This window comes from Olsenella phocaeensis, from assembly GCF_900120385.1.
Lineage (GTDB): Bacteria > Actinomycetota > Coriobacteriia > Coriobacteriales > Atopobiaceae > Olsenella_I > Olsenella_I phocaeensis.
The window spans coordinates 1-20,615 of the sequence record NZ_LT635495.1 but is presented as its reverse complement, the minus strand read 5'-3'; the positions used below and the strand labels follow the sequence as shown (position 1 = coordinate 20,615).

Below are 20,615 nucleotides of genomic sequence, written 5' to 3'. Positions count from 1 at the left end.
GCCGCTGTCCCCAAGCTTTCGCGGGCCTTTCGTTTTTGGGCGGGACGGCGGGCATGGCGCGGAGGGGCCCCTCCGCTGGGATAGAATGCGAGAAAACGGGAGGTAGAGACATGCGTGACATCCATGAGGCACGGGTGCTTGTGGTGGAGGACGACCCCACCCTGCGCGAGCAGCTGCTCGCGATGCTCGCGCACGAGGGCTATCGCGACGCGCGCGGCGCGGGAACGGTCGCCGAGGCCCTGCCGACCGCCAGCACCTGGGCGCCCCAGCTGTTCCTGCTCGACGTGATGCTGCCCGACGGCAACGGCTTCGACCTGCTGCGCCGGCTCCGCGAGACGAGCGACGCGCCGGCGCTGTTCCTCTCCGCGCGCGACGAGGACGCCAGCCGCCTGCGGGGCCTGGGGCTGGGGGCCGACGACTACGTGACCAAGCCCTTCCTGCCGGCCGAGCTGCTGCTGCGCCTGGCGGCCGTCCTGCGGCGCAGCTATCGTCTGCAGGACGTGCTGCCCTCGGTCGCGCTGGGGGAGGCGGAGGTGGACCTTGCCACGGGAGAGGTGCGACGCGCCGGCGTCGTGACGGCGACCCTCACGGCCAAGGAGCACGCGCTGGCCAAGCGCCTCTTCGAGAGTCGCGGCGCCATCGTGACGACCGACGAGCTGTGCCGCAGCGTCTACGGCGACGAGTTCGGCTATGCCAACGCCCTCGCGATCCTCGTGCGCCGCCTGCGAGAGAAGGTGGAGGACGACCCCTCCCATCCGCGTTGGGTCGTCACGGTGCGTGGCCTGGGCTATCGCCTCTTGGGTGGGGGCTCGAGGTGAGGGGGCTGGCACACGCACGCGTGCGGGGCGGCCTGGGCATCGTCGCGTCCTGCGTCGTCGGTGCCGCGGCCATCCTGGCGGTCAACGTCCTGATCATGGGCCTCTCCCTCATCGCGTCTGACNAGCGGGGCGGGTGCAGCTGCACCGTGGAGCTTCCGATCGTCGCACGGCGTGCATGACGGGTGCGGGTGGGAGGGACGGGGGGTGCCGCCGTCGGCCCTGTGAGGCTGCGCCCGGCTGCCGCCAGACAACAATCGGGTCGCACCTGTCAAATTTGGGAATTGCATTCCCAAATTTGACAGCAGTTGTGGACGATATAGGGGAGTGACGGCTGCACAGCTTCGGGGGGAGAGGGGCCCATGCCACCAAAGAAGGCGTACGGACGAACGCTCCTGGCATGCTACCTGGGCTTCGTAACCCAGGCCATCTGCGCCAACTTCGCACCCCTCCTCTACGTGACCTTCCATAGGACGTACGGGATCGGGCTTTCGCAGCTCGCGCTGATCTCGACCGCCTTCTTCCTCCTGCAGCTGGTGACGGACCTCCTGTGCGCCAAGGTGGTGGACCGGGTGGGGTACCGTCCCTGCGTCATCGCTGCCGAGCTGCTGAGCGGATTGGGGCTCCTGGGACTTGCCGTCGTTCCGGACCTGATGCCGTCTCACCTTATCGGGATCCTGCTCTGCGTCGCGGTCTATGCCGTCGGGTCCGGCCTTACCGAGGTGCTGGCGAGCCCCATCATCGAGGCCTGCCCCTTCGACAACAAGGACATGGTGATGAGCACCCTCCACTCCTTCTACTGCTGGGGGTCCGCAGCGACCGCCCTGGGTTCCACGGCCTTCTTCTCCCTCTTTGGCGTCGAGGGCTGGAGAATCCTGGCGGTGGCCCTGGCGGTCGTCCCGCTGGCCAACGTCTACAACTTCGCGACCTGCCCCATAGAGACTCTGGTCGAGGACGGGGAGGGCATGGGAGTGCGGCAGCTCCTGGGCAACGGGGCCTTCTGGCTCTTCGTCGTGCTCATGGTCTGCGCCGGGGCGTCCGAGATATCGATGGCCCAGTGGGCGTCCGCGTTTGCCGAGTCCGCCCTGGGCGTGTCCAAGACGGTAGGCGACCTCGCGGGTCCCTGCGGCTTCGCCCTCCTGATGGGTCTCTCGCGGGCCCTCTACGGCAGGTTCGGCGAGAAGGTCGACCTGACCATGTTCATGGTTGGTTCCGGGGTCCTGTGCCTCGCCTGCTACCTGCTGGCGGGGCTGTCCAGCGTTCCTCTCCTCGGCCTGGTCGGCTGTGCGCTGTGCGGCTTCTCGGTCGGCATCATGTGGCCGGGGTCCATCAGCATCTCGTCGAGGGCCATGCCCAGGGGAGGGACGGCCATGTTCGCTCTGCTCGCCCTGGCGGGAGACCTGGGCGGGTCCGTGGGGCCGTCGCTCGTCGGCAACGTGTCCCAGCACTTCGGCAACGACCTGCGGACGGGGGTGCTTGCGGGGGTCGTCTTCCCGGTCGTGCTGGTCGTCTGTGCGCTTGCCGTCAGGAAGGGGTCATCCCCCTGCGAGCGGGGAGGTGGGCGCGCGTGACGAGTCGGTATCTGCAGGAGACGGCGATGCTGGACTACTCGAACCCGTCCATTCGGGAGCTGATAGAGGCCAGGGGCTGGAGGGAGCTCGGCGAGTTCGACCGCCTCAAGGCCATCTATGGCTTCGTGAGGGACGACGTCGCGTTTGGATACAACGTGGACGACGGCATCCCGGCGTCAAAGGTCCTTGAGGACGGATACGGCCAATGCAACACGAAGGGCACCCTCCTCATGGCCCTGCTGCGTGCCTGTGGGATTCCCTGCCGGGTCCATGGCTTTGCCATAGACAAGCAGCTGCAGAAGGGGGCGATGACCGGCTTCGTCTACAGGAGGGCGCCCCAGCACATACTGCACAGCTGGGTAGAGGTGCACTTCGAGGGCAGATGGTACGAGCTCGAGGGCTTCATCCTGGACCGGGAGTACCTGTCCGGGTTGCAGGGGCGATTCGCGGGCTGCACCGGCCCCTTCTGCGGCTACGGCGTTGCGGTGAGGGACTTCCGGCACCCGACCGTCGACTTCGACAGGAACGACACGTACATACAGAGCGAGGGCATCGTCCAGGACTTCGGGGTGTTTGACTCTCCGGACGAGCTGCTGCAGGACCATCGGCAGGAGATCTCGGGAATCAAGGCCCTCGCGTACAGGCACCTCGGGAGGCATCTGATGAACCGCAACATAAGGAAGATACGGGATTCCTGAGCTTCCTGGGCGCCCTTGGTGGCAAGCTCCTGGTAACGCCTGCCGATTAAGGGGACAAGTGGGCGGGAGGTGCGCATTCTAAATCTGGAATGTACACCTCTCTCCTCTGAGCTGCGAGTTTGCTGCAGAGCGCGCATTCCAGATCTAGAATGTGCACAGGGCAAAAACGGTGGGGAAGAGAGGCGTCGGGAACATGGCGGACAGGCAGCTCGGCGTGTTGGAGGACACCCTCTACGTTCCCATGCTCGGCAGAATCTACGCAAGCGAGAACCACAGGTCGATTCTCTACGACAGGAAGGCGTTGGGGCTGAAGGCGCATCTTCCTCGGGAGGTCGTGGAGAACGACTCCCAGACGCAGTACACATACCTGGCTTCTGCAGTGCGCTCAGCGAACATGGACCGTTTCATCGCCGACTTCCTTGCGGACAGGCCCGAGGGCGTAATCGTGCAGCTCGGTTGCGGTCTCGAGACGACCTACTATCGCGACGACGACGGTCATGCCCCGTGGTATGGGGTGGACCTGCCTCACGTCATCGACTACCGCAGGACGATTCTGCCCGAGACTGGTCGCGAGCACTACATAGCAGGCGGTGCGTTCGAGGAGGACTGGCTCGAGCGGGTCAGGAGGGAGCATTCCGGTGCGCCGCTCTTGGTCACGGCGAGCGGGCTGTTCTACTACTTCGAGGAGGAGCAGGTTCTGGGCCTGATTCGCATGCTTCAGGGCAAAGGCGACATTCAGCTTCTTTTCGACGCCGTGAGCAAGTCCGGCATGTTCATGATGCGAAAGAAGTACATGAAGACGGTCGGGCACGAGGATGCCCGAATGTTCTTCTACGTCGACTCGGCTCGCGAGCTGGCTTCCAAGGTGGGCGGCAACGTGACCGTCCTGGCGGAGGAGAACTTCTACTGCCACGTCAGCAAGGTGGGTCTCAGGCTCTCGACCAAGCTGAGCATGCGCGTCTCGGATCTGCTGGGTATGGTGAAGATGGTCCACCTGGGGCTTTCCTGACCCCTTTGGGCAGCGTGAGACACGGTCCTCTCGGTGGCTGACGTCCTTAAAAGTGTTGCATCAATCGTTTTTACGTTCTAGTTTTTGCGTTTTACATCAAATTTCAGGACGTAACGTTGCGAGAGGGCCGGGCGACTTCCCTTGTCGCATGCGCCCTGCCTACTCCCAGCGTCCGTCGAGGCGCTTCACGAACGAGAACATGAGACTCCCCTTTCCGCTGGCATCCGCTGGCCCCGTCTCTGGGTCTTTGACCAGGTCGATGATGTGGAAGCCGCACTTGCTCAGGTAGAAGTGGATGTTTCGCACCTCGAAGTAGGGTGTGCACAGCGTCCAGGCAACTGCGTCCGGGTAGCGCTTCTCGATTGCCTTCCAGAGTGCGGCTCCGATTCCCCTTCCGTGCGCGTCCGCCCTGACGTAGAGGAGGGCGCACTCGTGCTCATGAGTCTCCTCGTCGAGGAACAGCACCGTGCCACCGACGCGCCTTCCCTCGCAGGTGGCGACCAGGGCGACTGCGCCTGGGTTTGCGAGGGACTCGTCGATGTCCTGCCTGGGCAGCACGGGGAGGGGCTCGTCGTCGCTCGCCGCATCCACGGCAAGCTGGAATGCCTCCTGCATCTCTGCGGCGAACGCATCGGTGTCTTGTGGTTGCAGCGGCCCGAGCGTGACGTCCATGGTCTTCTCCCTTATGTGAGAAGCCCGGGTGCCGCACACGTCAATGCGCGACACCCGGGCTCACCCGGCATCTTCTCTGACAGGCGGCCTGCGGGTCCGCTGGACCCACGACACCCTACGCTACGGCGTACTGTCCTCCGATGTGTTGTCTGCCGGATTATAGCAAGGCGTCGTTCGTTGCGGCGGGTGCGTGCTCTTCCGCGAAAGCGTTCGACGCGTTCGGGTATTGCTCGAAAGCGTCCATCGCGTCCGGATTTCGTTCGAAAGCGTCAAACGCGTCTGGGGACAGAATCTGACCAGGGATTTTGTCGATGGCCAGACGCGTTTGACGTCGTCGGCGATTTTACGGACGCGTTTGGCGTTGTCAGAGCTGCAGTAGACGCGTTTGACGTCGTCGTCAAGTTTTCGGACGCGTCGGACGTCGTCGGCGCTGCGGCAGACGCGTTTGACGTTGTCGGTGCCGCGGCAGGCGCGCTGGGCGTTGTCGGCCTTACGCCCGGGCTGCACGTCAGCGCCGCTTCGGCCGTTCCGTCACGTTTGACCGACGTGGACGAGCCGCCCAAGCTCACCTTGCTCTGCGGGCACGGGCAGCACGACGCCTCCTTCCAGGTACAGGCAGCGCGTGCAGGCGCAGGCGATGAGCTCCAGGTCGTGCGTCGCGACCAGTATCGCACGGCCCTGCTGCGCCAGTGCCTTGAGCAGCCGGGCGACGCGGCGCATGCCGTCCAGGTCGAGCCCGCTCGTGGGTTCGTCGAAGACGAGCACGCGCTTGTCGGCTGCAACGCAGGCCGCTACGGCAAGGCGCTGCTTCTGACCTTCCGAGAGCGTGGCGGGATGCCTGTCGTCAAGTCCCCCGAGGCCCAGGTTGAACAGGAGCCGCGAGACGTCGACGTCCCTGGCCCGACGCGTGGGCAGCCCGAACGTGACCTCGCTGGCGACGCTCTCGGCGAACAGCTGGTAGTTCACGTCCTGGAACACCATGGAGGAGATGCGCGTCCGCTCCCTGCGCGTGGCCTTTGCCCCGTCGACAGCCACCACGCCTTCCGCCTTGCGCTCGAACCCACAGAGCGACCTGCAGAGGGTGGTCTTGCCCGCGCCGTTCCTGCCCACGAGGGCCACGACCTCGCCCCCATCCAGCTCGATATCGGCATCTCTCAGAACGGGGACGGAACCGCGGGAGAGCGAGAGGCCATGTGCCGCGAGCAGGGGAGGGCCCGTGCGAGGCGCATCGTCACGCACGTCCGGCGGAATGACCATGCCGCCCGCCTCCCGCGCGCGCAGGCCCATGAGCTCGACCTCCCGCGCGTCGAGCGACAGGAACTCGGCCGCCTCCATGCTGCGCTGGACCCTGCCGCCATCCAGGTAGACGTATCGGTCGGCGACGTCCGAGAGCCACGAGAGGCGATGCTCCGCCACGAGGACCGCGCAGCCCCTCTCCTTGGCGTGGCGCACGAGGCGTGCCATGTCGTCGATCGAGGGCAGGTCCAGGTTGCTCGTTGGCTCGTCGAGCAGAAGGTTCGTGGGGCGCAACGCCCAGATGCTCGCAAAGGCGATCTTCTGGCGCTCTCCGCCCGAAAGCTCGAAGATGCTGCGGTCGGCAAGGGACGCGATGCCCAGCTCGTCGAACGTCTCGCCCGCACGGGAGCGAATCCTGTCCTCGCGCCACCCTGCGCTCTCCAGCGCGAACGCCACCTCGCCCGTGGAGTCGACGTTGAAGAACTGGGTGCGCGGGTTCTGGAAGAGCGAGCCTGCCCTCTGGGCGATCTCCCAGGTGGCGAGCTCGTCGACGCCGGTGCCATCCAGGGCGACGCTCCCGGACTTCCTCCCGGGGAAGAATCGGGGCGCCAGTCCGTTGGCGAGCCTGAGCAGGGTCGACTTGCCGCAGCCCGACCGACCGCAGAGCACGACCACCTCGCCGTCCCGCACGGAGAGCGTCACGTCCTCGACATCCGCCCGCCCTAGGCCGGGCGGCGCTCCATACGTGAAGAAGGCATGTTCGAAGGCGATCATGATGCCAGCCTCAGCGCAAGCATGCCTGCCGTCACGGCCGCGAAGCCCGCAACCAACACGAAGTCGAGCCTCCTCATCTCAAGGTGCAGGTAGCACGTGCGTCGCGCGGGGTTCTCGATGCCTCGTGCGACCGCCGCCATGGCAAGCTCGTCGGAGGTGCGGCTTGCGCTCATGAGCAGGGGGACGTAGACGCAGTCGATGGTGCGCATCGGCGCTCGCGCGAACCCTAGGGGGCTTGGCGACACGCCGCGCATGCGCATGGCGTCACGTATGAATCCCCAGTCCTCGCGTATGGTCGGCGCATAGCGCAGGGCGACGGCAAGGGGAATCGTCACGCTGCGCGGCGCTCCCATGCGTGCCAGCGCGCCCATGAGCTCGTTCACGTGCGTCGTGGACACCGTGGCGTAGGCCATCAGGCCACACGCGAACACCTTGCGCAGGAGGAGAAGGAACGAGGCGAACAGGGTGCGCAGCGCCACGTTGCACAGAAGCGGCGTGAGCTGCGCACCAACGAGCAGGGCCGCATACAGNCGTGGGACGGGGAGGGCTTCGTGGAGCCCAACACCCTGAATGTCAACATCCGCCGGCTTCGCGATCGCTTCTCCAGTGCGGGCATTCTCGCCCAGATCAAGGTGGTGCGCACCGTTGGCTATCGTCTCTACATGGGCGGAAGGCCATGAGGCTCTTCCTCAGGGATCATCTGGACGTCATGGCCCTCTTCCTCCTCGAGTCCGTTGCCATAGCCCTTGCCGAGGGCCGCCCCAAAGGAGGCCGCGAGCGCCATGAGCAGGAGCTCGCAGGCCATGTTCGGGGCGAGGGCCACGGAGGCGGCCATGCATGCCAGCGCCACGAGCTTCGTGCGCGGGTCGAGGCGACGCGCTTCCCCCATCTAGGCCGTCATCCCGGCCTTCGCGAACTGGCGGCGCAGGAGGCGCATGCCCACCAGGCCGCTGACGACCGCGCACGCAACGGTCGCGACCAGCATCGCTGGCAGCATCCAGGACGTGGCTGTCGAGAACATCGTGTCCATGTATGCCTGCTCGGCCCCCTTGCCCACGAGGTACGAGGCGTATCCGCTCGGGTCGACCCAGAGCATGAGGTAGGACCCCATGGGCGAGAGGGAATACACGACGAAGGCCACGAGGTTGAGCGCCTTGTTCCTGAAGCCCCCGACGCCCGCGACGACGTCGGCGACGACCCCCAGGACGACGCAGGCCACCGACCAGCCCCAGTACATCCCCGTCGCAAACACGACGAGCCCCTCGACGACCCCCAGGACGACCAGCGGGCCATGCTTGGGAACCTTTGCGACGAGCAGCAGGTACACGGGGCCGGTGAGAAGCGCGGATGCGGCCGGCATCCAGAACGTGAGCACGGGGTTGGAGGCGAAGAACATGCCCCCCACCATCATGAACACGAGGTAGAGCGCCGAGAAGATGCCCGTAGTGACAAGGTCGCGCGCGGCGAGGCCGCCGCCTCCCGCCATCAGATTCTCCTGCTCCATCACGCATGTCCTTTCATATCATGTTATATGACGCTAACTTTCTCTTGCGAGTGTATGCAAGGGCGGGAGAAGCGGCAGCACGTTCGAGGGTTTCCCGTCCAATCCTCGCTCGTTTGCGTCCCATCGGCATAGGAGGAAAGGACGACCGGTGAAGGTCACGTTGCAGGAGCGGGCGCTGATCGCCGCGGGGTTTTCCAGGGAGCCTTCGCCGGAGGGCTTCGGCCCGCTCTGGCGCTCGTACCGGGTGCGGAACGAGCGCTGCCAGGGGTGGTTCCACTCCCTTTCCCTGGAGGACGAGCCATGGAGCGTCAGCATCCACGACTTCGTCATAAGGGACGACTTCGTGATGAACTTCGATTCGCCCAGGTACCTCACCGTGACCTGGTTCAGGTCGATCGCGGGCGAGGAGTTCAGCCCCTATCGCAAGCTCAGGCCCAACAGCATATGGGGCCAGAGCATAGGGGGAGGCCCGTGGAGGGGAGTCGCCCATGGGGGCATCCCCGTGCAGAGCGTCTCGATCGAGGTGACCCCGGAGTTCTCGGCGCGCTTCCTGGACCTGGAGTACGAGGGGAAGTTCCGCAACGTCGAGAAGGCCTTCGTCTCGCTGGGTCGCAACGACGAGTTCCCCGAGATGAAGGCCCTGCTCTCGGGGCTCTGGCCCCAGCCGGGCGACGAGGGCCGCAGCAAGCTCTTCTACGGGGGCAAGGTGCTCGAGGCGATGAGCCTCATCGTCGAGAGGACGAGGCGGGAGGCACCCGGAAGCCGCAGGGCGGCCAGTCCCGCCGACTGCGAGCGCATACACGACGTGGTGTGCTACATCGACGACCATTGCGCGGCGGACCTGCGCGTCCCCGACCTCGCGGCCATGGCATGCATGAGCCCGACCAAGTTCAAGTCGACCTTCAAGCTCGTCACCGGCATGACGGTCATCGGCTACGTCCAGAGCCGACGCATGAGCCAGGCAGAGCAGCTGATGCGTCGGGACGACCTCACCATAGGGCAGATAGCGCATGCCGTCGGCTACGCGTGCGCGGGGCGCTTCTCGGCGGTATTCAAGCGCGAGGTGGGGATGCTCCCGAGCGAGTTCAGGAAGTCGGTCGTCGCCCGGTGCTGCCAGGGCGGCGAGCCCAATCGCTGAGCCCCGGCACCTGCCGGAGGTGGAGGACGGCTGGAGGGAGGCTCCGCAGACGGGTGCCCTTCGATGTCGAGGCGATATGCTGGTGTCACGTCACGGGGCTGCCGGCGCTCGTCCGCCGGTCCGGCATCCGGGGCAGTGGCGGGCACCTTGCCGCCAAGTGGTATTCGGTTTTTCGAGAGAGAGCGAGGCATCATGAGGATCAGCGCGCGCAACCAGATCAAGGGCACCGTCAAGGCAGTGCAGGAGGGCGCCGTCAACGCCGTCGTGACCATCTCCTTCGGCGACCAGAGCGTGATCAAGTCCGACATCACCATGGAGGCCGTGAAGGAGCTCGGACTCGTCGAGGGCAAGGAGTGCCACGCCGTCATCAAGGCCACGAACGTCATGTTCGCGACCGAGAGGCTCCCGCAGCTCTCGGCCCGCAACCAGATCGAGGGCACGATTGTCAAGGCCCAGCTCGGCGCCGTGAACGCCTCCGTGGCGCTCGAGGACGCCGACGGCAACCGACTCACCGGGTCGATCACCAACGAGGCCGTCAAGCAGCTCGGTCTCACCGAGGGCATGAAGGCGGTCGCCATCATCAAGGCGACCGACGTCCTCGTGGCAGTCGACTAGGGCGCGGCTCGGGTAGGACGCGCTTGGGACGGGCGTCCCTCGGGCAGGGTTCGGACAGCCTCCCCCTCCTGGATGCAGGAGGGGGAGGCTTTGCTTAAGCGTAGGAGGGTGCAGGAGACAGGCAAGGGCCTAAAAGTTGCTGCAATTGTAACTTTTTAATGTTACAATTGCAGCATGAAAGTGCTGGATGCCTTGAACATAATCAACGACATCAGCTCCTCGCAGAAGGGGCTGTTTACCTCTGCGCAGGCGACATCGCTCGGAATTGACAGGATGGCGCTTTCGCGCCTTGCCTCGCATGGCCAGATTGAACCTGTTGCGTGGGGTGTGTTCAGGGCCGCGGCTGCTCCCTCGATTCGCGAGGAGGACGTGTATGCCGCGTGGCTCGCGACGAATCCGGCGACTCCCGCACATCTCAGGCCTTTCGACGAGAGCGGCTGTGTAGCCTCTCTTGGGACTGCTGCATGGCTCCATGGCTTGGGTGAGTTGAAGCCCGAGCCTATTACGTTTTCCTGTCCGAAGAGGAAGCAGTCGAGAAATCCCTCCCTGAGGTTCCTCAGGCGACAGCTTCCCAAGGAAGATGTATGCATGGTGGCTGGGATGCCTACGACCACTCCCAGGCGTACGATTCTCGACCTGCTCGACCACGGAGAGGACTTGAGCTTGGTCACCTCTGTCCTGCGCGACGCCGAACTTGCCGATTTCGCTATGAACCTTGGAGACGAGGTCAACTCTCGCGCAGCAAAATGCGGATTCGGCAAAGGCTTTGATCTCTACGCGTATCTGAAGAGGGGATGACGGATGGATTTCGTCTACAGCACGCCAGCTGCCTTCGATCGTGCGATCAAGAAGGCAGTGAGGGAGTCGGGCACGAATCCGGGAGAAGGCTATCGCCAGGCCTTACGCGACAGGTTCCTCTGTCGCGTGTTCGCTGACGCCAACGAGACATTCGTTCTCAAGGGTGGAAGCGGGCTTCTTGCGCGCATTCCCGACGCCCGCGCAACGAGGGATTTGGACTTCGCGACGAGCCTTTAGCGTTCCTTTAGGGATCGCCCCCAGACTGGTTCTCGAAGACGAGAAGCCAGAACGGAAGGAGACCCCATGGCAACATGCGTCCTGGAGACGCGCGGGCTGGTCAAACGCTTCGGGCGTGGAGCGAACGCCCAGACGGCGGTCGACCACGTCTCGCTGCACGTCGAGGAGGGGAGGGTGTACGGGCTACTCGGTCCCAACGGGGCGGGGAAGTCGACCACCCTCAAGATGATCACGGGCATGCTGCGCCCGACGGAGGGCGAGATGCTCTTCGAGGGTCGCCCCTGGCGTCGCGACGACCTGTACCGCATAGGCTCGCTCGTGGAGCAGCCGTCCCTCTACCCCAACCTCACCGCCCGCGAGAACCTGCGCGTGCGCACCACGCTCCTTGGCCTGCCGGAGGGGCGCATCGGCGAGGTCCTGAATACGGTTGACCTCACCGACACGGGCTCCAAGCGTGCGGGCCGCTTCTCGCTGGGCATGCGGCAGCGCCTGGGAATCGCCCTCGCTCTGCTCGCGAGCCCCCGCCTGCTGATCCTGGACGAGCCCACCAACGGCCTCGACCCCCTGGGCATAGAGGACCTGCGCGGGCTGGTCAGGAGCTTCCCGAAGCGTGGCATCACGGTGCTGCTCTCCAGTCACATCCTGGGCGAGGTCCAGCACATGGCCGATTCCGTGGGCATCATCGTGGGCGGCAGGCTCGCCTACGAGGACGCGCTGCGCGAGGGAGAAGACCTGGAGAGGCTCTTCATGGACGTGTGCCGGAAGGAGGGGTCCAGATGACCGCCACGTCGCGCCATGCGGCGCGGAGGGGCGAGAGTACCAAGGGGACCGGGGCTGTGGGCTCCACGTTCGTCTCGGCGCTGCGCGCGGAGGCGCTGAAGTCGAGGCATGCCGCGCCCCTGCGGCTGGCGGTCGCCCTCGCCCTGCCCTTCCCGCTGCTGGCGGCCCTGGCAGTCCTGCTCGTGCCGGGGGCGAGCATCTCGTACACGCCCTGGAACTACTGGTACGTGCTGCTGATGCCGGTCATGCTCTCGCTCGTCGCCGCCACGGTGGCCAATGCGGACGCGCGCATGGGAAACCGCGCCCTGCTCTCCAGCGGCGTGCCGCTTGGGAGGGCGTGGTGCGCCAAGGTCGTCTGGTGCCTGGGCCTCNATTCGTGACGGGGCGTTTGGGTGGGCGTCGGACGCGGGGGACGACGCCGTGTCGATGCACGTGAGCAACGCGCGCGCCAAGCTCCATGCCGCGGGCGTGGACCCCATCGAGACGGTGCGGGGGATGGGGTACCGATGGTCCTCGTAGGCCCGATGCGGCGCACGCGGATCCCCCTCGCCCTGGTGATCTCGCGCTACTTCCTCTATGTGCTCGTGGCGGCGCTTCTCGCCCTGGGAATCCCACTGGGCGTCTTCGGCGGGCAGATGCAGTCCGGGACCGTTCTGGTGGCCAACTATGGCGAGACGCACCTGGACGAGGTCGCGTCCGTCCTTGCCAGCCAGTCCTCCTTCGACCCCTCCGGCATCCCGTCGGCATACCGCTATGCGCGCTTCGGTGCGGACGGCGGACTGCTCGAGTCCGACATGGGCGGGCGCCGGCTCGATGCTGCACGGACCTTGGCCGCCGGGCGGGGAGGCGGGGACATCCGGCCCACGACGTCCGGCTCGTCCTTCTATGCTGCCGTCGACCTGCCGGACGGGGGCCGTTGCGTGCTCTGCTACGACATCGTCCCCCAGTGGGCCGACAAGGGTCTGCGAGACGCGTTGCCCAATCCTCAGGGCCTGCTGATGTGGTCCATCCTGCTCCCGTTGGTCGCGGCCGTCACCCTCATCGCCCTGCGTGCCGGCCGCGTGCTGACGCGCAAGATGGCCCCCCTGGCGCGGGCGGCGGAAGCGGTCGGCAGGCAGGACCTCGAAGCACCCGTGGGGAAGAGCGACGTTGCCGAGGTGGACGACGTCCTGCGCGCCATGGAGGAGATGCGCCTCTCGCTGAAGGGCTCGCTCGAGGCGCAGAGGGCGGTGGAGCGGCGGGCACGGGAGCAGGTCGCGGCGCTCGCGCACGACCTCAAGACGCCGCTCACGGTGGCGCTCGGCAATGCCGAGCTGCTGGACGAGGACGCCGCGAGGGGGAGGCTCGGCGGCGAGCAGGCTGCGTGCGTCCGGGCCATCCGTGACGCGACGCTGTCCATGGACGCCTTCGTGGGGAGGATCGTCGAGGCGTCTCGCGGGCATGCGGAGGCGCTGGACCTTGCGCCCGTGGACCCAGCTGCCCTGGCCGACGGTCTGGAGGGCGAGGTGGGAAGGCTCGTCTCTGCCCATGGCCTCCTGTTCGGGGTGTCACGGGAGCCGTCGTTCCGGGGTCTGTGCGACGCGATCGCGAGGGGAGAGGTGCCGACGCCGCGGTGGGACGAGGACGCCCTGGCCCGCGCTGTGCTCAACCTGGCCGACAACGCCTGCGAGCACGCGAGGGGCGGACGCGTGACGCTTGTGCTCTCCGGCGACTCGCGAGGCATCTCCATCGCCGTCGAGGATGACGGGGAAGGCTTCTCGCCCGACGTCCTGGCGCACGGGGCCGAGCGCTTCTGGCGCGAGGACAAGTCGCGCACCTCCGGTGCGGGCNTGGCTCGCGGGTGCGTGCGTCGTGACGACCGCCCTGCTCGCGGTGGCCGTGCAGTGGTGGGTCGCGCGCTTCGAGCCCGCGCGTCGCGGGGAGTAGGGGGTGTTCGGCATGGTCGTAAGAACGTGGGGACGGGTCGTCGTGACCCTTGCGCTCGCAGCGGGAGCCATGCTCGCATGCGCCGCGATTCAGGGATGCTCTGGTGCCGGAACGGTGGCCAAGAGCACGGCCGACAGGCTGTTGCCCGTGCCGTCCCGCATGGTGTGGGCGCGCTGTCCGGCTCCGGGGGCCCACGTGGACTCATATCCGGACGCGTCCGGATCGGGCGTGAACTACGTCTACGACGTGGAGGCGGCCGCAGAGGATGGCACGCGTCTCATGGTGACCATCATCCTCTTCGGGCGCGAGGCGTCCGGACAGGGGTGGCTCAGGATCGAGGCGAAGGGGAGCTCGGGCGTGCGCTATGACGGCGTCGACGAGTCCGAGGTCCCGCAGACCGCGCACGACGTCCTCGGTGTGGGGTGACGCGGGCCTGGGGGATGGCGTGCGGGCGCCCTCCTTGCCTATCATGGCGGTGACGGAACTGCGGTCCCCGGGGCCGGAGGGAGAGGACGGTGGGGTCCCATGGCGCGGATCCTGGCGATAGACGACGAGCGGGCGATCACGGACCTGCTCGCCCGTGCCCTCGCGCGCGACGGGCATGTGGTCGACGTCGAGAACGATCCAACATCCGTGCCCGGGCGTGACCTCTCGCGCTACGACCTCGTCCTCTGCGACGTGATGATGCCCGGGATGGACGGCTTCGAGCTGGTCGGGCGCATCCGCGAGCTCGTGGACGCCCCCATAGTCTTCCTCACCGCCAGGGTGGCCGAGGAGGACGCCGTGCGCGGGCTCGCCCTGGGCGCAGACGACTACCTGCGCAAGCCGTTCGGGGTGGCCGAGCTGCGCGCCAAGGTGGCCGCCCACCTGAGGCGAGAGGGACGTACCCACACCCACGTCCTTGCCCTCGGCGACGTCCGCTTCGACCTCGGCGGCCGGGCGCTCTCCGTCGCTGGCAGGCCCGTGGCGCTCACGCCCACGGAGTATGCCATCTGCGAGTTCCTCGTGCGGCACGACGGGCAGGTGCTCTCGCGCGACCAGATTCGTGACGGGGCGTTTGGGTGGGCGTCGGACGCGGGGGACGACGCCGTGTCGATGCACGTGAGCAACGCGCGCGCCAAGCTCCATGCCGCGGGCGTGGACCCCATCGAGACGGTGCGGGGGATGGGGTACCGATGGTCCTCGTAGGCCCGATGCGGCGCACGCGGATCCCCCTCGCCCTGGTGATCTCGCGCTACTTCCTCTATGTGCTCGTGGCGGCGCTTCTCGCCCTGGGAATCCCACTGGGCGTCTTCGGCGGGCAGATGCAGTCCGGGACCGTTCTGGTGGCCAACTATGGCGAGACGCACCTGGACGAGGTCGCGTCCGTCCTTGCCAGCCAGTCCTCCTTCGACCCCTCCGGCATCCCGTCGGCATACCGCTATGCGCGCTTCGGTGCGGACGGCGGACTGCTCGAGTCCGACATGGGCGGGCGCCGGCTCGATGCTGCACGGACCTTGGCCGCCGGGCGGGGAGGCGGGGACATCCGGCCCACGACGTCCGGCTCGTCCTTCTATGCTGCCGTCGACCTGCCGGACGGGGGCCGTTGCGTGCTCTGCTACGACATCGTCCCCCAGTGGGCCGACAAGGGTCTGCGAGACGCGTTGCCCAATCCTCAGGGCCTGCTGATGTGGTCCATCCTGCTCCCGTTGGTCGCGGCCGTCACCCTCATCGCCCTGCGTGCCGGCCGCGTGCTGACGCGCAAGATGGCCCCCCTGGCGCGGGCGGCGGAAGCGGTCGGCAGGCAGGACCTCGAAGCACCCGTGGGGAAGAGCGACGTTGCCGAGGTGGACGACGTCCTGCGCGCCATGGAGGAGATGCGCCTCTCGCTGAAGGGCTCGCTCGAGGCGCAGAGGGCGGTGGAGCGGCGGGCACGGGAGCAGGTCGCGGCGCTCGCGCACGACCTCAAGACGCCGCTCACGGTGGCGCTCGGCAATGCCGAGCTGCTGGACGAGGACGCCGCGAGGGGGAGGCTCGGCGGCGAGCAGGCTGCGTGCGTCCGGGCCATCCGTGACGCGACGCTGTCCATGGACGCCTTCGTGGGGAGGATCGTCGAGGCGTCTCGCGGGCATGCGGAGGCGCTGGACCTTGCGCCCGTGGACCCAGCTGCCCTGGCCGACGGTCTGGAGGGCGAGGTGGGAAGGCTCGTCTCTGCCCATGGCCTCCTGTTCGGGGTGTCACGGGAGCCGTCGTTCCGGGGTCTGTGCGACGCGATCGCGAGGGGAGAGGTGCCGACGCCGCGGTGGGACGAGGACGCCCTGGCCCGCGCTGTGCTCAACCTGGCCGACAACGCCTGCGAGCACGCGAGGGGCGGACGCGTGACGCTTGTGCTCTCCGGCGACTCGCGAGGCATCTCCATCGCCGTCGAGGATGACGGGGAAGGCTTCTCGCCCGACGTCCTGGCGCACGGGGCCGAGCGCTTCTGGCGCGAGGACAAGTCGCGCACCTCCGGTGCGGGCTCCCACTTCGGGCTCGGGCTCTCAATCGCGTCAGACGTCGCCTCCGCGCACGGAGGCAGGCTCGAGCTCTCCAACCGCCAGGATGGCGGGGGAGCCGCCCTGGGGGCGCGTGCCGCCATCGTGCTCCCGCTCGCCCAGGCCGGAGGGGTCGCCCCCATGGCTTCGGTGAACGTCGGGTAACCTGTATGGCCTCGGTGAACGTCGGGTAACCTGACCGTCCGCCCTGCCTCGTCCCGCCGTGCCGCCGAGTAGAATCAGGCGGCCACGGCAAATGACGTCTGCGAGGGGAGCCAAGCGAATGCATGTGAGAAGGGCGCAGGAGCGAGACGTAGACGACATTCTCCGCCTCCTGGTCGAGGTGAACATGGTCCACCATGCAATTCGCCCGGACCTGTTCAAGGGACCTGCCACTAAGTACGACGCCCGGGAGCTCTTGGCGAAGCTGGATGACGACAAGGAGCCGATCTTCGTCTGCGTGGACGAGAACGACGCGCTCCTCGGGTACATCTTCTGCCAGGTCGAGGTCACGGAGGAGTCCGAGCTCCGCCATGGCATCCGCACGCTGTACATCGACGACCTGTGCGTCGACGAGCGCGTGCGCGGGATGCATGTGGGGAGGTCGCTCTACGAGCATGTGCTCGACTACGCCAGGAGGAACCGGTTCCACAACGTCACGCTCCACGTGTGGGGAGGGAACGACGCCGCGCTGCGCTTCTATCGCAAGATGGGCATGACGGACCAGTTCATCTGCCTGGAGCAGGTCCTGTAGCAGGTCCTACAGCAGGCGACGCCAAGGAAGAGGCGCGGTCCCGGCAGCCGGCCCAGGGGTGGCCCCTCCGCGCTGCGAGGACTGCGAGTCGTGCGTGCTAGACTGGGCTGCATGGCTCGAGGGGGTACCCCGGTGGGCCATCTGCTCTTTTGGCATGCGGCAGCCTTTGGTGCGCCGCCCGACGGGAGTCACAATGATCAAGCTCGCCCTCACGGACATGGATAACACGCTGGTTCCCTTTGGGCAGGACCGCGTCTCTGACTCGGTCTTCGAGGCGGTGTCCCTCGTGCGCGAGGCAGGCCTGCGCTTCGGTCCCGCCACGGGCCGTGACGAGCAGGAGCTCAGGCGCTTCTTCGGCGGCGACGAGTCCTGCTTCGAGACGGGCATCCTCTCCAACGGCAAGAAGGTCAAGCTCGACGGCGAGCTCGTCGCCGTGCACTACATGGACAAGGAGGCGCTCCAGCGGCTTGCCGACGCCTTCTTCGCTGTGCCGAGCGTCTTCCTCTGCGCGTACCCCGCCAAGACCGACTACACCAACCCGGTATACGTGCTTGGCGCCCGAACGGCAGAGATGGCCGCCTACGAGAGCCGCCTGCGCTTCAACGGCATACCCTGCGAGCATCTGCCCGACATCGACTTCATTGCCGGTGCGATGGCCTGCAGCGGTTCGAAGGAGAACATGGACAACGTGCGACGCATCGCTGCGTGCCTGGCTCCGGAGTTCGACATTGTGGCACCCATCGCCAACTGGTTCGACGTGCTTCCCAAGGGCGTGAGCAAGGCGTCCGGCCTGGACGAGCTCATCGCCGCCATGGGCATCTCGGACGAGGAGGTTGCCTTCTTCGGCGACGGAGAGAACGACATCAAGATGATGGGGCGCGTGCCGAACTCCGTCGCGGTGGCAAACGCGATGCCCGTGGCCGCCGAGGCGGCGCGCTGGCACATCGGTGCCTGCCTGGACGACGGCGTGCCCGAGGCGCTGCGCGAGCTCGCACGCGTGGCGGGGACGGACGAGCCGGCGGACTTCATGCGCGCGTAGAGCATGGTTGCGGCTGCGAGAACGTCGTATGCGTTTCTCTCCACTGCGGCCGGGGCGTCTGACGCGTGTGGCTCTGCTACGAGCGCGCCCAACGCGTGCGAGCCTGCGTGCTTGTGTTGCGAGAACGCCCATCGCGTGCGTCTATGTCGCGAGAACGTCCAATGCGCGTGCCTGCGTCACGAGAACGTCCATCGCGCGTGCCTGCGTCACGAGAACGTCCAATGCGTGCGAATTTGTTGCGAGAACGTCCAACGCGTTTTTCTGAAATCGCTGAACTGGGCAAACGCTATGCCGTCAGACGTGTTGGACGTAGTGGAGAGAAATTCACGCATGTTGGACGTGGTGACGGGAGTCTCGGACGCATCGAACGTTGCAGGGCGACATTCAGACGCATCGAACGTTGCAGGGCGGCATTCGGACGCGCTGGACGTCTTGGCGAGACAATCGAACGCGTTGAGCGTGCTCGATAGCAGCTGACGCTTATCAACAGGCGCGTCAGACGCGTTCGGCGCTACCCGTTCAGGTCCAGTCTCTCCCTCAGCTTGGTCGAGATGCTCGCCCGGCGGGCGGTTCCGTTGCGTGCCGCCTGGATGGCGCTCCAGTGCGCGACGAACATGAGCGCGCAGAGTACGAGCGCGAAGGCCACGAGTGGGGGAGAGGTGACGCCCACTACCGCCAGAAAGATAGACCCCACCAGGTAGGCGAGGGTGATTGCCACCGCTCCGTAGCAGAGGTACCCGGAGATGATGACCACGGCGAGCCCGAAGAGGCAGCTCGTGATGCCGATGGCCGGCGTGGCAAGGATGATTGCGGAACAGGTGGTGGTCACGCCCTTGCCGCCGCGGAACCGATGCCAGACGGGGAAGTTGTGGCCGAGGGTGGTCGCAAGGGCAGCGGCGTTGCCAGCGAGTTCGGTGCTGCCGGGGAAGAGCGTGCGGCAGAGGACCCAGGCAGCGACCACCTTGAGGATGTCTCCGGCAAGGACGACAAGGGCCGCGCCTTTACCCAGTTCATGACCTATGTTTGCCATTCCTGGGTTACCCACGCCGGTCTGGAAGGCGCTCTTACGGGTGAGGGCGCGGGCCACGACATCGGCCGTGAGGAAGTTGCCGAAGGCATAGCCTACGAGCAGGGATGCAAGGGTAGCGGCGAGGGGTGTGGTGTCCATGTAAGACCTCTCTTGTGAGCAAATCCGCGTGAAATTGCATAGAGCGGACGAATCGTGGCGCAATTGTGAAGGGATATGTTGGAAGTCACGATGGAGCTTGACCGTCTGTCTTCGGGTCCCTATATTATCTCTTTGCGCACAGGTTGCGCCCAGACATTGCGGGGTGGAGCAGTCTGGTAGCTCGCCGGGCTCATAACCCGGAGGTCGTAGGTTCAAATCCTGCCCCCGCGACCAAAACTACAACCCCGACCTGCGAAGGCAGGTCGGGGTTTCTTTTAACCGACATTTTGCCGACGAATCGATTCGAGCATTACCATTTTTTTTTCGCCCGAAAACGAGCGTTGCCTGCGCCCGCGGCTCTGCCGGTAGGTGATGACCGCAGTGAGCCACGTGCCCTTGTCGACGCGGCCCCTGCAGCTCCGTGCCGCATCATCCCCGTTAGCTCAGCCGGTACCTTCTCTTCGGGCTGTTCTTGGTCCCGATGGGCTCCAGCAGTCCCTCGTCTAAGAGCGCTTTGATGTAGCGCAGCGCAGTCTTCGTCGACGTGCCAGAGGCCTTGGCGACCTCGAAGGTGCTCGCGCTCTCGTGCTCCGAGAAGTATGCGAGCACCGCTTCCTCCATGTTGCCCTTGGAGTATCCCGCGCCCTCGGCCTCGGTCATCCTCCTGTGTCTGAAGGTGATGTCGAACCCGTCGAGCGTGCTGCGCACGATCGGCCTTTCCATGAGTGCGTCGGCGAGCTCCCGGTTGATCGTGGGGATGCCGGAGCCCCGGTTCTCCACGACGCGACCCGTGCTGCCGTCGTAGTCGGTGTAGGGGACGTCCTCCAGGATGCGGGCCAGGAACTGGTTCCTCGACGCGGTGCCGCCCCTCTCGCCCAGCCTGTCCACCGTGAGCGACCCGAAGAGGCCGCCTGGGTTGGATACCTCCAGCCGGTCGGGGTACATGTCCACGAGGACCGGCGTGCCCTGCCCGTCGACGGAGTAGTCGCGGTGCATGAGGGCGTTCGCTACCGCCTCGCGCACGGCGGGAAGGGGGTAGTCCGGCACGTTCTCGCGCAGGGCCCCTCTCACGATTGCCCCGTGCTTCATGTTCCGCGACACGGCGCGCACGGTCTCCACCACCATCTGCGGGATGGGGCCGTCGACGTTGGCCGAGTCCACGAAGCGCCTGCCCGCCTCGTCCAGCTCGCCCTTGCGGGGGCCGGGGTATCTGGTGAACACCACGTCCAGACGCGGGAAGAACTTCTGCGGGTACTTGCCGAGGGCCATGATTCCCGCGAGCGTGGGGCGGAGGGCGCCATGCCCGTCCACGGCGGCGACGCGGCGGTTGGCCATCAGCTCCTCGTCGCCCACCGCCCTCGACCGGTC

23 protein-coding genes and 1 tRNA gene are annotated in these 20,615 nt (G+C 66.5%); 17 read left to right on the top strand and 7 right to left on the bottom strand.

What is annotated here, in order from left to right:
• The first annotated feature begins 110 nt into the window (after positions 1-110).
• The 4 genes from BQ7388_RS09870 to BQ7388_RS09850 all read left to right on the top strand — a co-directional run bounded on the left by BQ7388_RS09870 (position 111) and on the right by BQ7388_RS09850 (position 4,093).
• Positions 111-818, top strand: a complete 708-nt coding sequence (locus BQ7388_RS09870) for a response regulator transcription factor (RefSeq protein ID WP_009278816.1) — start codon at positions 111-113, stop codon at positions 816-818.
• Positions 819-1,177: 359 nt separating this feature from the next.
• A complete protein-coding gene (locus BQ7388_RS09860) occupies positions 1,178-2,386 on the top strand; it encodes an MFS transporter (RefSeq protein WP_072500528.1) in 1,209 nt (402 codons plus the stop codon).
• Positions 2,383-3,084 (top strand): transglutaminase-like domain-containing protein, encoded by a 702-nt coding sequence (locus BQ7388_RS09855; RefSeq protein ID WP_129583249.1) that lies wholly within the window; start codon positions 2,383-2,385, stop codon positions 3,082-3,084. Before BQ7388_RS09860 ends, BQ7388_RS09855 begins: the two co-directional genes overlap by 4 nt.
• Before the next feature lie 193 nt (positions 3,085-3,277).
• A complete protein-coding gene (locus BQ7388_RS09850; RefSeq protein WP_009278821.1) occupies positions 3,278-4,093 on the top strand; it encodes a class I SAM-dependent methyltransferase in 816 nt (271 codons plus the stop codon).
• Positions 4,094-4,252: 159 nt separating this feature from the next.
• On the opposite strand, the gene BQ7388_RS09845 is transcribed toward BQ7388_RS09850, so the two are convergent.
• From BQ7388_RS09845 to BQ7388_RS09835, 3 genes are all read right to left on the bottom strand, one after another.
• Entirely contained in the window at positions 4,253-4,765 is a 513-nt protein-coding gene (locus BQ7388_RS09845) for a GNAT family N-acetyltransferase (RefSeq protein WP_072500526.1), read from the bottom strand.
• Positions 4,766-5,296: 531 nt separating this feature from the next.
• Positions 5,297-6,775, bottom strand: a complete 1,479-nt coding sequence (locus BQ7388_RS09840) for an ABC transporter ATP-binding protein (RefSeq protein WP_072500525.1) — start codon at positions 6,773-6,775, stop codon at positions 5,297-5,299.
• Positions 6,772-7,254: an energy-coupling factor transporter transmembrane component T gene (locus BQ7388_RS09835; RefSeq protein ID WP_234946949.1), complete on the bottom strand. Its 483-nt coding sequence runs from the start codon at positions 7,252-7,254 to the stop codon at positions 6,772-6,774. The genes BQ7388_RS09840 and BQ7388_RS09835 overlap by 4 nt, the downstream gene beginning before the upstream one ends.
• 72 nt (positions 7,255-7,326) lie before the next feature.
• Between BQ7388_RS09835 and BQ7388_RS13560 the strand changes: the two genes are divergently transcribed.
• Positions 7,327-7,455, top strand: a complete 129-nt coding sequence (locus BQ7388_RS13560; RefSeq protein WP_234946948.1) for a helix-turn-helix domain-containing protein — start codon at positions 7,327-7,329, stop codon at positions 7,453-7,455.
• On the opposite strand, the gene BQ7388_RS12730 is transcribed toward BQ7388_RS13560, so the two are convergent.
• A complete protein-coding gene (locus tag BQ7388_RS12730) occupies positions 7,434-7,664 on the bottom strand; it encodes a hypothetical protein (RefSeq protein ID WP_072500524.1) in 231 nt (76 codons plus the stop codon). The genes BQ7388_RS13560 and BQ7388_RS12730 overlap by 22 nt on opposite strands.
• Positions 7,665-8,279: an MptD family putative ECF transporter S component gene (locus BQ7388_RS09820; protein WP_009278825.1), complete on the bottom strand. Its 615-nt coding sequence runs from the start codon at positions 8,277-8,279 to the stop codon at positions 7,665-7,667. It lies immediately after the preceding gene.
• Positions 8,280-8,427: 148 nt separating this feature from the next.
• Between BQ7388_RS09820 and BQ7388_RS09815 the strand changes: the two genes are divergently transcribed.
• The 11 genes from BQ7388_RS09815 to BQ7388_RS09760 all read left to right on the top strand — a co-directional run bounded on the left by BQ7388_RS09815 (position 8,428) and on the right by BQ7388_RS09760 (position 18,079).
• The gene (locus tag BQ7388_RS09815; RefSeq protein ID WP_072500523.1) at positions 8,428-9,417 is read left to right on the top strand and encodes an AraC family transcriptional regulator; all 990 of its coding nucleotides are present in this window, start codon (positions 8,428-8,430) and stop codon (positions 9,415-9,417) included.
• Between the two features lie 192 nt (positions 9,418-9,609).
• A complete protein-coding gene (locus BQ7388_RS09810; RefSeq protein WP_072500522.1) occupies positions 9,610-10,032 on the top strand; it encodes a TOBE domain-containing protein in 423 nt (140 codons plus the stop codon).
• A 192-nt stretch (positions 10,033-10,224) separates the two neighbouring features.
• Positions 10,225-10,830 (top strand): type IV toxin-antitoxin system AbiEi family antitoxin domain-containing protein, encoded by a 606-nt coding sequence (locus BQ7388_RS09805; RefSeq protein ID WP_159430834.1) that lies wholly within the window; start codon positions 10,225-10,227, stop codon positions 10,828-10,830.
• 3 nt (positions 10,831-10,833) lie between these two features.
• A complete protein-coding gene (locus BQ7388_RS09800) occupies positions 10,834-11,067 on the top strand; it encodes a nucleotidyl transferase AbiEii/AbiGii toxin family protein (protein WP_072500520.1) in 234 nt (77 codons plus the stop codon).
• A 66-nt stretch (positions 11,068-11,133) separates the two neighbouring features.
• Complete coding sequence (locus BQ7388_RS09795) at positions 11,134-11,847, top strand: lantibiotic protection ABC transporter ATP-binding protein (RefSeq protein WP_072500519.1); 714 nt, start codon at positions 11,134-11,136, stop codon at positions 11,845-11,847.
• A gap of 426 nt (positions 11,848-12,273) precedes the next feature.
• The gene (locus BQ7388_RS13125; RefSeq protein ID WP_234946950.1) at positions 12,274-12,366 is read left to right on the top strand and encodes a winged helix-turn-helix domain-containing protein; all 93 of its coding nucleotides are present in this window, start codon (positions 12,274-12,276) and stop codon (positions 12,364-12,366) included.
• Entirely contained in the window at positions 12,354-14,141 is a 1,788-nt protein-coding gene (locus BQ7388_RS09780) for a sensor histidine kinase (RefSeq protein ID WP_234946947.1), read from the top strand. Before BQ7388_RS13125 ends, BQ7388_RS09780 begins: the two co-directional genes overlap by 13 nt.
• Positions 14,142-14,298: 157 nt before the next feature.
• On the top strand, positions 14,299-14,961 hold the full coding sequence (locus tag BQ7388_RS09775) for a response regulator transcription factor (RefSeq protein WP_072500518.1): 663 nt from the start codon (positions 14,299-14,301) through the stop codon (positions 14,959-14,961).
• A complete protein-coding gene (locus BQ7388_RS09770) occupies positions 14,949-16,451 on the top strand; it encodes a sensor histidine kinase (protein ID WP_072500517.1) in 1,503 nt (500 codons plus the stop codon). Before BQ7388_RS09775 ends, BQ7388_RS09770 begins: the two co-directional genes overlap by 13 nt.
• Positions 16,452-16,542: 91 nt before the next feature.
• Positions 16,543-17,040 (top strand): GNAT family N-acetyltransferase, encoded by a 498-nt coding sequence (locus tag BQ7388_RS09765; RefSeq protein ID WP_327196116.1) that lies wholly within the window; start codon positions 16,543-16,545, stop codon positions 17,038-17,040.
• 193 nt (positions 17,041-17,233) lie between these two features.
• Positions 17,234-18,079 (top strand): HAD family hydrolase, encoded by an 846-nt coding sequence (locus BQ7388_RS09760; protein ID WP_072500515.1) that lies wholly within the window; start codon positions 17,234-17,236, stop codon positions 18,077-18,079.
• A 511-nt stretch (positions 18,080-18,590) separates the two neighbouring features.
• Here the strand turns inward: BQ7388_RS09760 and BQ7388_RS09755 are convergent.
• Positions 18,591-19,247 carry a glycerol-3-phosphate acyltransferase gene (locus tag BQ7388_RS09755; RefSeq protein WP_062530721.1) on the bottom strand — a complete coding sequence of 219 codons (657 nt, stop codon included), beginning with the start codon at positions 19,245-19,247 and terminating at the stop codon, positions 18,591-18,593.
• A 157-nt stretch (positions 19,248-19,404) separates the two neighbouring features.
• Between BQ7388_RS09755 and BQ7388_RS09750 the strand changes: the two genes are divergently transcribed.
• Positions 19,405-19,481, top strand: a tRNA-Met gene (locus BQ7388_RS09750).
• Between the two features lie 204 nt (positions 19,482-19,685).
• Here the strand turns inward: BQ7388_RS09750 and BQ7388_RS09745 are convergent.
• Positions 19,686-20,615 (bottom strand): ATP-binding protein (locus BQ7388_RS09745; protein ID WP_327196115.1); only part of this gene is annotated, 930 nt, incomplete at its 5' end.

Excerpts from the sequence above, each read along its gene's own strand:
- BQ7388_RS09840 (WP_072500525.1), bottom strand. The coding sequence starts at position 6,775 with ATGATCGCCTTCGAACATGCCTTCTTCACGTATGGAGCGCCGCCCGGC.
- BQ7388_RS09800 (WP_072500520.1), top strand. The coding sequence starts at position 10,834 with ATGGATTTCGTCTACAGCACGCCAGCTGCCTTCGATCGTGCGATCAAG.
- BQ7388_RS09820 (WP_009278825.1), bottom strand. The coding sequence starts at position 8,279 with ATGGAGCAGGAGAATCTGATGGCGGGAGGCGGCGGCCTCGCCGCGCGC.
- BQ7388_RS09760 (WP_072500515.1), top strand. The coding sequence starts at position 17,234 with ATGATCAAGCTCGCCCTCACGGACATGGATAACACGCTGGTTCCCTTT.
- BQ7388_RS09770 (WP_072500517.1), top strand. The coding sequence starts at position 14,949 with ATGGTCCTCGTAGGCCCGATGCGGCGCACGCGGATCCCCCTCGCCCTG.
- BQ7388_RS09765 (WP_327196116.1), top strand. The coding sequence starts at position 16,543 with ATGACGTCTGCGAGGGGAGCCAAGCGAATGCATGTGAGAAGGGCGCAG.
- BQ7388_RS09775 (WP_072500518.1), top strand. The coding sequence starts at position 14,299 with ATGGCGCGGATCCTGGCGATAGACGACGAGCGGGCGATCACGGACCTG.
- BQ7388_RS09870 (WP_009278816.1), top strand. The coding sequence starts at position 111 with ATGCGTGACATCCATGAGGCACGGGTGCTTGTGGTGGAGGACGACCCC.
- BQ7388_RS09755 (WP_062530721.1), bottom strand. The coding sequence starts at position 19,247 with ATGGACACCACACCCCTCGCCGCTACCCTTGCATCCCTGCTCGTAGGC.
- BQ7388_RS09860 (WP_072500528.1), top strand. The coding sequence starts at position 1,178 with ATGCCACCAAAGAAGGCGTACGGACGAACGCTCCTGGCATGCTACCTG.
- BQ7388_RS09810 (WP_072500522.1), top strand. The coding sequence starts at position 9,610 with ATGAGGATCAGCGCGCGCAACCAGATCAAGGGCACCGTCAAGGCAGTG.
- BQ7388_RS09795 (WP_072500519.1), top strand. The coding sequence starts at position 11,134 with ATGGCAACATGCGTCCTGGAGACGCGCGGGCTGGTCAAACGCTTCGGG.
- BQ7388_RS13125 (WP_234946950.1), top strand. The coding sequence starts at position 12,274 with ATGCACGTGAGCAACGCGCGCGCCAAGCTCCATGCCGCGGGCGTGGAC.
- BQ7388_RS09850 (WP_009278821.1), top strand. The coding sequence starts at position 3,278 with ATGGCGGACAGGCAGCTCGGCGTGTTGGAGGACACCCTCTACGTTCCC.
- BQ7388_RS09845 (WP_072500526.1), bottom strand. The coding sequence starts at position 4,765 with ATGGACGTCACGCTCGGGCCGCTGCAACCACAAGACACCGATGCGTTC.
- BQ7388_RS12730 (WP_072500524.1), bottom strand. The coding sequence starts at position 7,664 with ATGGGGGAAGCGCGTCGCCTCGACCCGCGCACGAAGCTCGTGGCGCTG.